General features: G+C 62.6%; 5 protein-coding genes and 1 pseudogene. 4 read left to right on the top strand and 2 right to left on the bottom strand.

Translation table 11 applies throughout. The features are described from left to right. The first annotated feature begins 15 nt into the window (after nt 1-15). From ACSYDV_RS04915 to ACSYDV_RS04905, 3 genes and pseudogenes are all read left to right on the top strand, one after another. Complete coding sequence (locus tag ACSYDV_RS04915; RefSeq protein WP_438322616.1) at nt 16-2862, top strand: TonB-dependent receptor domain-containing protein; 2847 nt, start codon at nt 16-18, stop codon at nt 2860-2862. Between the two features lie 185 nt (nt 2863-3047). Further along, nucleotides 3048-3149: pseudogene (locus tag ACSYDV_RS04910) on the top strand (M23 family peptidase); the annotation flags it as partial. 212 nt (nt 3150-3361) lie between these two features. Further along, a complete protein-coding gene (locus tag ACSYDV_RS04905; protein ID WP_438322615.1) occupies nt 3362-6310 on the top strand; it encodes a TonB-dependent receptor plug domain-containing protein in 2949 nt (982 codons plus the stop codon). Nucleotides 6311-6386: 76 nt separating this feature from the next. Here ACSYDV_RS04905 and clpB read toward each other — a convergent pair whose 3' ends face one another. Together clpB and ACSYDV_RS04895 are read right to left on the bottom strand one after the other, a co-directional pair. Next, nucleotides 6387-8963 carry an ATP-dependent chaperone ClpB gene (gene clpB / locus ACSYDV_RS04900; RefSeq protein ID WP_438322614.1) on the bottom strand — a complete coding sequence of 859 codons (2577 nt, stop codon included), beginning with the start codon at nt 8961-8963 and terminating at the stop codon, nt 6387-6389. A gap of 109 nt (nt 8964-9072) precedes the next feature. Beyond that, complete coding sequence (locus tag ACSYDV_RS04895) at nt 9073-10644, bottom strand: leucyl aminopeptidase (RefSeq protein WP_438322613.1); 1572 nt, start codon at nt 10642-10644, stop codon at nt 9073-9075. Nucleotides 10645-10799: 155 nt separating this feature from the next. Between ACSYDV_RS04895 and ACSYDV_RS04890 the strand changes: the two genes are divergently transcribed. Further along, a complete protein-coding gene (locus ACSYDV_RS04890) occupies nt 10800-12956 on the top strand; it encodes an acylase (RefSeq protein WP_438322612.1) in 2157 nt (718 codons plus the stop codon). Nucleotides 12957-12960 lie beyond the last annotated feature (4 nt).

The raw sequence follows: 12960 nt of genomic DNA, 5'->3' as shown, positions 1-12960 counted from the left end.
GCAAGGGACTGCTCTGTGAAAACTCAAATTCTGAAACTGAAGGTCGGCGTTGCGCCGATCGTTCTTGGTGTGGCGTTGCTGTCCACTCCTGCGTTTGCGCAGGATGCGGCGGCAGGTGATGCCGCATCTTCCGAAGACACGATCGTCGTCACCGGCTCGCGCATTTCGCGGCCTGACCTTGTAAGCAGCACGCCTGTCGCCGTTCTGGGCGAGGCTCAGCTTGACCAGCAAGGGCTTAAGAACTTCGCCGACATTGCGGCGCAGAATCCCCAGTTCGCACCGTCCTTCGGTGCATCGCGCACGCAGTCGACCTTTTCGGGTTCGGCTTCGTCGGGTCTGAACCTCGTCAACCTGCGCAATCTCGGCGCGAACCGCTCGCTCGTCCTGATCAATGGTCGTCGCGTGCCTGGCGGTAGCCCGACCGATACGTTCGTCGACTTCAACACGATGACCACCGCGAATATCGAACAGGTGCAGGTCCTGACCGGCGGCGCGTCGGCGATCTACGGTTCGGATGCTGTCGCGGGCGTGATCAACATCATCACCAAAAAGGGTTTTGAGGGTCTCGAAGCGGGTGCCAGCTATGGCATTTCGGAGCGCGGGGATAACAAGAATCCCAGCGCTTACCTGATGTTCGGTTCGAAGCTGAATGATCGCGGACACATCCTCGTGACCGCTGAATATGACTATCAGGGCTTTGTCGGCTGTTCGTCGCGCTACCTGTGCGCGGAGGATTTTGCGTGGACCAACCCTGCGGCCGACCCGATCCGTGGTCCCGCAGCTTATTCGGGCGTGCCGCTCGGCGGCCGCTTCTTCGCAGGCTCCACGGGCAGCTTCACCAATCGCAACGGCGATTTCGTGCAGTTTTCGGTTCCGATCGACGGCTATAACCGTAACGCGCGTCGCACGCTCGCTATCCCGACCAAGCGTATGATGTTCTCGGCCGAGGCCGAATATGCGGTGAACGATTCGGTCAATGTGTTCATGGAAGCGAGCTATGGCCGCTCGACGACCACGGGGCTGTTCGAAGCGGCGCCTTTCCAGTCGAATGTCAATACGTTCGGCGGCGTGCTCGAAGCGACCATCCCCTTCGACAATCCCTTTGTGCCCACCGCTGTGCGCAACGCCTATACGCCCGACCAAATTGCAAACGGCATCAGCTGGTCGCAGCGTTTCCAGGATCTGGGTGACCGCGGTTCGACCAACGAGCGGCAGACCGTGCGCATCGTCGCCGGCCTGAACGGCGAATTCGAGCTGCTCAAGGACCGCAACTGGAACTGGGAAGTCAGCTATGTTTATGGCCGGACTTCGCTGAACAGCAAGACCGAAGGTCTCGTCGGGACCGATCGCCTCTATTATGGTCTGCGCGTCGAGGCGGATCCCGCCAACCCCACCGGTTATCGTTGCGTCGATGCTGGCGCGCGCGCCGCGGGTTGCGTGCCGATCAATCCCTTTGCGCCCTACACGCAGGAAATGAAGGACTATCTCACCATCTCGGCCGGTCAGCAGGGGCGCAGCGTCCTGCACGATGCGAACGCCTATATTTCGGGTGAATTGTTCGATCTGCCCGGCGGTCCGGTCAGCGTCGCGCTGGGTGCAGAATATCGCACCTTCTCGGGCTTCCTCGATTATGATGACGCGATCGAAGGCGGTCTGACCACCGGCAACCAGATCGGCGATGTCGATTTCGTCAAGTCGACCACCAAGGAAGCCTATGTCGAGGCGATCCTGCCGGTCCTGTCGGACATGGCCTTCGCCAAGAGTCTGACGCTCGAAGCCGCGTTCCGTATTTCGGACCCGAACCGCGGCAAGAGCTACGAAACGTGGAAGTACGGCGGTACGTGGGAGCCGGTCGAAGGTGTCCGTTTCCGTGCCATCCGCGCGCGCGCTGTTCGCGCGCCGGTGCCGAGCGACCTTTCGGGGATCGGTCAGACTTTCGGTGTCGTCAACGATCCGTGCACCGCAGCTCGCCGCAACGCTAACACGACGCGTGCGGCCAACTGTCTCGCCGATGGCGTTCCTGCCAACTATAATCCGCCGCTGACGGTGGAGCAGGGCGTTCAGGGCTTCGTTGGCGGTAATGCCGATCTCGAGCCGGAGAAGGCAACGACGCTGACTTATGGTGTCGCGCTGACCCCGCGCTTCCTGCCTGGCTTCTCGCTGACGGTCGACCGCTTCGAAATCAAGATCAAGGATCTGATCTCGACCGTGGGTCGTCAGGAACAGGCTGACCTTTGCTACGACACGACCGACCGGTTGTTCTGCGACCAGTTGCGGCGCGGTACGGATCCGGCAGTTCCGGGTGCAAACTACGTGCTGAAGGCAGTTAACGATCAGCTGCTCAACGTGGCGACCCTGAAGGTCAAGGGCATCGACGTCGATGCGCGCTATGCCTTCAACCTCGGCAGCGGACGCATCAATCTGCAGGGTCAGGCGACGATCTATGACAAGGCAGAAAAGATCGCCATTCCGGGCCAGGATCCGATCAAGTATGACGGAACCATTGGCGGTTCGACCTCCGATCAGGGTTGGCCGACGTGGCAGGGCACGCTGAACTTCAACTACAAGCTTGATGATTTTGCGTTCAACTACCACTTCCGCTACATTCCGAAGACGGAAGCGGCTGTGGGAACCAAGGAAGCGGGCTTCCCCGACATTCCGGCGCAGACCTACAGCGACATTCGCCTAAGCTACAACGTCAACAAGCAGTATGAGTTCTACTTCGGTGTGAACAACCTGTTCGACAACCAGCCGCCGTTCTTCCCGACGGGTACGTCGGGTACGCAGGCGCTGGATACGATTCCCGCTTATTACGACGTCTTTGGGCGTTCGTTCTATGCGGGGGTCAAAGCGAACTTCTGATAATATCTGACTGACGTTGCGCGGGTAGCTGCGCAGCGACAGCCAAAAAGAGAGGGCGGCTGAAAGGCCGCCCTCTTTTTTGCATGCGGTATCCGTGCCCGACATGGCGCCGCTGCCCACAGACACCGGGATTCTCCATTTTCCGGTGCCAGCGTGATATTGCAAATTGTCCAACAGGCGCGATCATCGGCGGGGTTGTGGTGCTGGCTGCAACGATCCTCTTTACGATCGAGGGCAATTTGCTGGCCATCGACCATGGCATGCGGCTCACCATTGCTTTCCTCCATTCACATGTTGCAAGGTCTCTGTGAGCTGTTGCAAATGGATCACAGTCCCCTCCCTAAACGCGCGAAAGCGGGGGATATCACTTTACTCCCAATGGATGAGCCGCCATCGAGCCCCTATCTGGGTGTCGTTACGCGGTGCTTTTAGCGCTTTCGCAGTGCGTGTCCCGGTGACTATCCCCCATGAGAATCCACCAGTAGCAAGGGACTGCACTGTGAAGAAAATCCAATTCTCCAGGCTCAAGCTGGGTGTCGCCCCGGTTGTTTTGGGTGTCGCGTTGATTTCGGCACCTGCCTTCGCGCAAGACGCGGCAGCGGATGAAGCTGTCAGCAGCGAAGATACGATCATCGTCACCGGCTCGCGCATCGCGCGTCCGGAACTGGACAACACCAATCCCGTTGTTGGCATCACGGCCATGACGATCGAGAACAGCGGTCAGACCAACATCACCGACATTCTTCTCCGCAACCCTGCGTTGACGGCCTCGGTTGGTTCGTCGCTCGCCGGTGGTCCGGATGCGGGCTTTGGCGAAACGGGCGTGAATCTGCTCGATCTTCGCAACCTGGGTACGGAGCGTACTTTGGTGCTGGTCAATGGCAAGCGCCATGTCGCTGGTATTCCCAACTCGGCGGCTGTCGACATCAACACCATTCCGCAAGATCTGATCGAACGGGTCGATGTGCTGACCGGCGGCGCATCGGCCATCTATGGCGCCGACGGCGTATCCGGTGTGGTCAACTTCATCCTGAAGCGTGACTTTGAAGGTCTTACCGCGCGCGCGCAGGCTGGCCTTTCCAGCCGTGGTGACGCTGGCAGCCAGCTGATCTCGGTCGTCGCGGGCAAGAATTTCGCGGACGGTCGCGGCAACGTCACGGCCGCCTATGAATATAGCAAGTCGAAGCGGCTCCATAGCTCGCGGCGCGGCTTCTCGGGCAACCCCGATGAATATTTTAGCATGGTGCAGAATCCGGATGATTTCCAGCCGGGCGATAATCCCGATCTTTTCGATTTTATTCCGCAGAACAACCTGACCTGGGCATATAGCGCACCGCAGGGGATGGTTGAACTCGACTCGGGTTTGTTCCTGGGTGACGGTTCGGCCTATGATCCCGGTATCGTACTTCCCGGGACCGCCTTTGCCATCGGTGGCACCAACACGCCGGTTGCGGGCTATTTCGGTGACTTGCAGCCCGCGACCCAGCGTCATGCCTATAATCTGATGGGCAGCTTTGAATTTTCGCCTGCGGCGCGTTTTTATGCCGAAGGGAAATATGTCGAAACCAAGGCTTTTTCGGTGGCTCAGCCAAGCTTTGAATTCGGCACCGCGCTTGCCGGCGACAACGCCTATCTGATCGAACGTTTCGGTGCGGCCGCCGCGGCCGGCGGCGCGGGTTTGTATCGCGACAATTTTGATCTGGGCATCCGCGGCGAGACCAACCAGCGCAAGACGTATCGCATCGTTCTGGGCCTGGAGGGTGAGCTCAGCGACCATCTGCGTTACGACATGTCCTATGTCTATGGCCGCACCACCGCTCGCTATGAACAGACATCGAACCTGATCGGCGATCGCTTCTTTGCGGCACTCGATGCCGTGTACGACCCGGGTTCGGGCCAGATTGTCTGCCGGTCGACCCTCGATCCGAGCGCTGCTGCGGGGGCGACGACGTTCACGCCGGGCGCAGGCAGCACCTGCCGCCCCTTGAATCTGCTGGGCGAAGGCGTTGCCGATCAGGCTGCGCTGGATTTCGTGCTCGCCGACAACATCAGCCGCTCGCGCATTTCGCAGGAAGTGTTCAGCGGTTCCATCTCGGGCGACACCGGCGCTTTCTTCAACCTGCCGGGCGGCGCTGTGGGCTTTGCTGTGGGCGCAGAATATCGCCGCGAAAAGAGCAGCGAAAACCCCGATCCGCTGATGGTGAACGGTGATTTCCGCGATTTCGCGGCGATTGCTCCGAGTGGCGGCAAGTTCAACGTCAAGGAAGTGTTCGCCGAGTTGAACGTGCCGCTCCTCGCCGATATGCCGTTTGCCGAGCGCCTGTCATTCGGTGGGGCAATCCGCTATTCGGATTATTCGACCGTTGGCACCACGACGACGTGGAAGGTTGACGGCCTATACGCTCCCATTCGCGACGTGCGTTTCCGGGCCACCTATTCGCAGGCTGTGCGCGCGCCGAACATGGGCGAATTGTTTTTGCCGGCTTCGGGTACCTTCTCGCGCATGACCGATCCTTGCGATATCACCCGGCGCGATCAGGGAACCCAGTATCGGGTGGCTAATTGCGAAGCTTTGCTTGCAGGTATCGGCCTTACCCCTGCCGAGATTGCCGCTTTCAGCCCGAATTCGGTGCCTGAAATGAATACGACCCGCCGCGGGCAGGTTTCCGGCAATAGGGATTTGCGGGAAGAAACCGCCAAGACCTGGACGGCGGGCGTTGTTCTGCAGCCGAGCTTCATTCGTGGCCTGACGATGACCTTCGACTGGTATAATATCCGGATCAAGGGCGCGATCAACACGCCGACGGCGACGGAATTGGCGGCGCTTTGCGTCGACCAGGCGACGATCGACAATATCTATTGTGAGAATGTTTTCCGCGATCAGAGCACGGGCTATTTCCTCGGTGGCGGCAATGATCCGCTGCAGCGGAACGCCTTCCTGTCGCGTCCGGAGAATGTTGCAGGTTTCCGTACCGCCGGTGCGGATTTCACGATCAACTATAAATTCTCGCCGAGCGACAAGCTCGGGCAGTTCGAGTTGAATATGACCGCCGGCTATCTCGACAAGATCAGCTTTGTTCCGACGATTGGCGCAGATGTCGATAATGATATCCTGGAGGCATACAATCCGCGTTGGCGTGGCAGCGCCAGCGTCAACTGGTCGCTGGACAATTTTTCGCTCAACTATGGCGTAAGCTATTGGAGCAAGACGCGCCGTTTCACGACGGAGCAGCTTGCGGCCGATCCGGACATTTCCGATCCCAAATATTTCTGGATGAAGGAAAAGATCGAGCATGACGTCCGCGCTGCGGTCAAGGTGTCCGATGCGTTCCAATTCTATGCAGGCGTCAACAACCTGTTCGACACCAAGCCTGAATTTGGCGAGCTGAGCTATCCCGTTTCGGGTGTAGGCCGCTATGTCTACGCAGGGGTCAAGGTCGGGCTTTGACCAGCGTAGAATGATCCATTGATTTTCGGAAGGGCGGAATGAAAATTCCGCCCTTCCTTCGTTTCTCGGCCTGTCGTTAGGACGTCAGCACCAACGCCCCATCGCCCTCGTCGACCTTGACCGTCGACCCGTCCTTGACCTCGCCGCGCAGGATCAGGTCGGCGAGCGGATCCTGGACATATTTCTGCACCGCGCGCTTCAGCGGCCGTGCGCCATAGACCGGATCATAGCCCACCCGCCCGAGCCAGGCGCGTGCCGCATCGGAGAGTTCCAGCGTCACCTTACGGTCGGCGAGGAGTTTCTGGACGCGGGCGACCTGAATGTCGACGATGCCGCCCATATGCCGCTGCGCCAGCCGGTTGAAGAGCACGATCTCGTCGAGCCGGTTGAGGAATTCGGGCCGGAAATGTCCGCGCACGACCTCCATCACCGCGGGTTCGGCCTGTTCGACCGGCGCGTCGTCGGGGAGCGCGGCGATCGCCTGACTGCCGAGGTTCGACGTCAGGATGATCAGCGTGTTGGTGAAGTCGACCGTGCGGCCCTGCCCGTCGGTGAGGCGCCCGTCGTCGAGAACTTGCAGCAGGATGTTGAACACATCGGGATGCGCTTTCTCGACCTCGTCGAACAGCACGACCTGATAAGGCCGGCGCCGCACCGCTTCGGTGAGCGTGCCGCCCTCTTCATAGCCGACATAGCCCGGGGGCGCGCCGACGAGCCGCGCGACGCTGTGCTTTTCCATGAATTCGGACATGTCGATGCGGACCATCGCATTGTCGTCGTCGAACAGGAATCGCGCGAGCGCCTTGGTGAGCTCGGTCTTGCCGACGCCTGTGGGGCCGAGGAAGAGGAAGCTGCCGAGCGGCCGGTTCGGGTCCTGCAGCCCGGCGCGCGCGCGGCGGACAGCGGTCGACACGGCGCGGACGGCTTCGTCCTGCCCGATCACGCGTTGCTCGAGCGTCGCTTCCATGCCGAGCAGTTTCTCCCGCTCTCCCTCCATCATCCGGTCGACGGGGATGCCGGTCCATTTGCTGACCACCGCCGCGATATCGTCGGCGGTCACCTCTTCGCGCAGCATCGCATTGCCGGCGATCGCCTGCGCTTCCTCGAGCTGCCGTTCGAGCCCGGGAATGGTGCCGTAGGATAGCTCGCCCGCTTTCGCGAGGTCGCCGGCGCGCTGCGCCTGATCGAGCGCCGAGCGCGCGGCGTCGAGTGCCTCCTTGATCTTCGCCTCGGCGTGGATCTTGTCCTTTTCGGCCTGCCATTTCTGGGTCAGTCCGGCCGATTGCTGTTCGAGATTGGCGAGTTCGGCCTTGAGCGCGGCAAGGCGGTCCTTCGACGCGTCGTCGCTTTCCTTCGACAGCGCCGATTCCTCGATCTTCATCTGGATGATGCGGCGGTCGAGGCTCTCAATCTCCTCGGGCTTCGATTCGACCTCCATACGGATGCGGCTCGCGGCCTCGTCCATCAGGTCGATCGCCTTGTCGGGCAGGAAGCGGTCGGAGATATAGCGGTTCGACAACGTCGCGGCGGCAACGATCGCGCCGTCGGTGATCCGCACGCCATGGTGCAGTTCATACTTCTCCTTGATGCCGCGCAGGATCGAGATCGAATCCTCGACCGTCGGTTCGCCGACGAAAACCGGCTGGAAGCGCCGCTGGAGCGCGGGATCCTTTTCGACATGCTTGCGATATTCGTCGAGCGTCGTCGCGCCGATGCAATGGAGCTCACCGCGCGCGAGAGCAGGCTTGAGCAGGTTCGAGGCGTCCATTGCGCCTTCGCCTTTGCCCGCGCCGACGAGCGTGTGCATCTCGTCGATGAACAGGATGATCTCGCCTTCGGCCGCCTTCACATCGTCGAGTACGCCTTTCAGGCGCTCCTCGAACTCGCCGCGATATTTGGCGCCCGCAATCAGCGCGCCCATGTCGAGCGACAGCAGGCGGCGGTCTTTCAGGCTGTCGGGCACGTCGCCATTGACGATGCGCAGCGCGAGCCCTTCGGCGATCGCGGTCTTGCCGACCCCGGGTTCGCCGATCAGAACCGGGTTGTTCTTGGTCCGGCGTGCGAGGATCTGCACGGTGCGGCGGATTTCTTCGTCGCGGCCAATGACGGGGTCGAGCTTGCCCTCGCGCGCGACTTCGGTGAGGTCGCGGGCGAATTTCTTCAGCGCTTCGTAGCGGTCCTCGGCCGAAGCGGTGTCGGCGCTGCGCCCGCCGCGCAGGTCGTTGATAGCGGCATTGAGGGCGTCGGCTTTCACCCCGGCGTCGGCAAAGGCCTTGCCGACCGGCGTGGTCGGCGCAAGTGCCATTGCGAGCAACAGCCGTTCGACGGTGACATAGCCGTCGCCCGCCTTGGATGCGACCTGTTCGGCCTGATCGAGCAGGCGCACGGCATCATTGTCGAGGCCCGGCGTTTGCTGCGCCCCCGAACCCGAAACGGCGGGAACCTTGGCGAGCAGCGCGTCGATGCCCTGCACTGCGCGCGCGGCGTCGCCGCCGCTCTTCGCGATCAGGCCTGCGGCCATGCCTTCATTGTCTTCGAGCAGCGCTTTCGCGATATGCTCGGGCGAAATCCGCTGATGGTTCATGCGGATCGCGATCGTCTGCGCGGCTTGCAGAAAGCCTTTGGCGCGGTCGGTGAATTTTTCGAGGTTCATGGAAAATCCCCTTTCTCGTCAAGCAAGATAGTGTTGCTATTTGGCAACACAAGGGGCGAGTTTCGCCCCAACCTCGTTCGCTTGATACGCGCGAAGTTGGGGCGTGTGCTTACTCTCCGCTGCGCGCCAGCTGATCGAGCAGGCGGACGCCAAAGCCCGTCATCCCGGCGGGAACCAGCGCCGATGCCTTGTCGCTGCGATTGACCCCCGCGATGTCGAGATGCGCCCACGGCATGGCATCGTCGACGAAAAAGCCGATGAAATGCGCGCCGAGGCTGGCGCCCGGTCCCTCACCGCCGCTGTTGCGGACATCGGCGATGTCGGATTTGACGCGTTCGGCATATTTGGTGTGGAGCGGCATCCGCCACAGTTCCTCGCCGCTCGCGGTCCCGGCGGCGAGCAGCTTGGCCGCAAGCGCCTCGTCGCGCGCGAACAGCCCCGCATATTGATCCGACAGCGCGCCGACGATCGACCCGGTGAGCGTCGCGATATTGACGATCGCGCGCGGCTGATACGCCTTGGCGACATATTCATTCGCATCGGCGAGGACGAGGCGGCCTTCGGCGTCGCTGTTCACCATCTCGATCGTCTTGCCCGACATGGTGCGCACGATATCGCCGGGGCGCTGGGCATTGCCGTCGGGCATATTCTCGGCGAGTGCCGCAACCGCGACGACATGGACCGGCGCGCGCGATTTCGCGAGCGACAAGGCGGCGCCGATCACCGATGCGGCCCCCGACATGTCGCCCTTCATATTGCCCATGCCGCTGCTCGGCTTGATCGACAGGCCGCCGGAATCGAAGGTGATGCCCTTGCCCACCAGCGCGAGCGGCGCGGCGGGCGCGCCGGCGCCGCGATAGCGCACCAGCATCATGCGCGACCCGCGCGGGCTGCCCTGACCGACCCCGACGATGCTGCCCATGCCGAGCTTGCGCATCGCGGCTTCGTCGAGAACCTCGATCGTCACCCCGGCGACCCCGGCGAAGGCACGGCGCGTCTCGGCAACGAAGCTTTCGGGATAGATGACATTGGCGGGTTCATTGGCGAGGTCGCGCGACAGGCGAACCCCCTCGGCGAGCGGACGTCCGCGCGCGGCAAAGGTGGCTTCGGCTGCCGTGGGATTGGCACCGACCAGCGTCACCGCGCCGGTCGCGGGAGCCTTTTTGTCGACGGTCTTGTAACGGTCGAAGCGATATTGGCCGAGCGCGAAACCATAAGCGACGTCGGCGGCACCCGCGTCATTATAGGTGCCCGCGATTGTCACCGGATGTGCCTCGCTTTTCAGTTCCTGCGCCGCCTTGCCGCCAGCCTCGGCAAGCGAGAGTGCGGTCGGCGCCGTGCCGGTCCCGACGAGCAGAATGCGCGGATGCGCGCCGATGCCGCGCAGCGACAGGGTCGACCCCGCCTTGCCGTCGAAACCCGCGGCGGCGATCGCCGCCGTCACGGCTTCGCGCTCGGCGGCGCTCAGCGCAACGCCGGTCAGTGGCGGCAGCACCGCATCGGCCATGAGCAGCGCGAGCGCGCTGCCTGCGGGGGCGCTTGCAGCAAAGCCGATCGCGCGCTCCGCGCTGTTCGCCACCGTCGCGGGGGCAACCCCCGATCCGACAAAGGTTTGCGCCATCGCGGCAGGCATTGCGCCGAACGACAGGCAAGCGGCAAGGAGCAGGCTTTTGGTACGCATATTTCGACATTCCCCGGTTTGTTCAATGACCTGAGCGACAGGCATAGCGACCACGCGCCGTATCGCAAATCCTGCTCGACGAACGACAGCCGCTTGCCATCGACCGATGACGCCGCCACACAGGCGCCCGGACGACGCACAGAAGAGGACCGGTGATGCTGCGACGGATTTTCCTGGTTTTCGCCTTTCTGCTCGTCGCGACCGGGATCGGGCTGGTCTTGTGGGAGCCGATGGCCGCGCCGCCGCCGCAGGCGTCCGTCTTCAAGCCCACCGACGTCAAAATCGCCCGCGACAAGTTCGGCGTGCCGCATATCTTTGGCAAGACCGACGCCGACGTGGCCTATGGCGTCGCCTACGCCCACGCCGAAGATGATTTTTCGACCTTGCAGGAGGTGCTGGCGATGACGCGCGGTCGCGCCGGGGCGATGCTGGGCGCCGATGGTGCGAAGGTCGATTATGCTGCCGCGCTGCTCGACATTCGCGCGACCACCGCGCGCGACTGGCCGCGACTGCCCGACGATGTGAAAAAGCTGTTCACCGCCTATGCCGCCGGGCTCAACCATTATGCCGACAAGCATCCGGGCGAAGTGCGCCTGCGCGGCTTGTTCCCGGCGACCGGCGAGGATGTCGTCGCGGGTTTTGTGCTGCGTTCGCCCTTTTTCTTCGGGCTCGATTCGGTGCTGGGCTCGCTGGTCGAGGGCAAACCGGGCGGGCGTGAAGGCGGGCCGTTGCTCGACGTGAAGGGCAAGGTCGTGCCGCGCGCGCTGACCCCGGTCGGACGCGATCCTGACGCCAATGGGTCGAACGGCATGGCGGTCGCCCCGGCGCGCGCGACCGACGGCGCGACGCGGCTCGTCTCCAACTCGCACCAGCCGTGGACCGGCGGGGTCGCGTGGTACGAGCTGGTCGTCCATAGCGAAGAGGGTTGGGATTTCGCCGGTGCGAACTTCCCCGGATCGCCCTATCCCTTCCTCGGCCACAATAAATATCTCGGCTGGACCAACACGGTGAACCGGCCCGATCTGATCGACGTTTATAAGCTGACGCTTGACGACAGCGGCGACAATTACCGTTTCGACGGTCAGTGGCGCCCGCTTGAGGAGAGGCGCATCTGGCTTGGGGTCAAATTCGGCCCCTTCGTGCTACCCGTACCGCGCACCATCTATCGCTCGGTCCACGGGCCGGTGGTCAAAAATGACAAAGGTGCGTTCGCGATCCGCTATGCGGGACAGGATCAGGCGAATATGGTCACCCAATATTACCGGCTGAACAAGGCGAAGAGTTTCGCCGAATGGCGCGCCGCGATGGCGGGACAGGGCGTGCCTGCGACCAATTTCATTTATGCCGATGCCCGGGGCAATATCGGGCTTTTCTATAATGCCATGTTCCCCGACCGCCAGCCGGGCTTCAACTGGCGCGGGGTGCTGCCCGGCGACACCTCGGCCGATCTGTGGACCAAGACGCTGCCGTTCGACCGCGTCCCCGCGCTGGTCAATCCGCGCTCGGGCTATGTGATGAACGCCAACAACACGCCTTGGGTCGCGGCGGGGCCGGGCGACGAGCTCGACGCCGCTGCCTTCTCGCCCCTGCTGGGGATCGAGGATGATATGACCAACCGCGCGGTGCGGCTGATCGACCTGTTCGAAGCGTCGGGACAGATTGACGAGGCGCGGCTGAAGGCGATCAAATATGACACCAGCTATGCGAAGGCGGGCTATGCCAAGGCGTGGATCGACCGGCTGCTCGCCCTCGATGTGAAGGACGATCCGGCGCTGGTCGAAGCGCAGCAGCTGCTCCGCCAATGGGACTGGAACCTCGACGGCAAGGGGAAGGGTGATGCGCTGGCGCTGATGGTGCTGCGCCCCGCCAATGGCAGCCATTATCAGCGGCGCGCGGCGCCCGATCCGCGCACCGTGCTGAAAGAGACCGTCGTCCATCTGCAAAAGCATTTCGCGTCTCTCGACCCCAGGCTCGGTACCGTGCTGCGCCTGCGTCATGGCGAGGGCGCCCATCGCATCGACCTGCCGCTCGACGGCGGGAATGATACGGTGCGGGCCTCGACGCTGTGGGACGCTGAGCCCGACGGGCGCCTGAAGGTCCGCCACGGCGACAGCTTCATCATGTTCATGACATGGGATCGCGACGGCCGGGTGCGCTCCGAATCGATCCAGCCGTTCGGCGCCGCGACGACGCGGCCGGACAGCCCGCACTATAATGATCAGGCGCCGCTGTTCGTGCGGCATCAGCTGAAACCGGTGCTGTTCGATCCGGCGGCGCTGATGGCAACGAAGCCCCGCGTCTATCGCCCTTGAACGG

This window comes from Sphingopyxis selenitireducens, assembly GCF_051550705.1.
Classification (GTDB): domain Bacteria; phylum Pseudomonadota; class Alphaproteobacteria; order Sphingomonadales; family Sphingomonadaceae; genus Sphingopyxis.
Note: the sequence above shows the minus strand (reverse complement) of the source record. Positions and strands in the feature narration are given on the sequence as shown.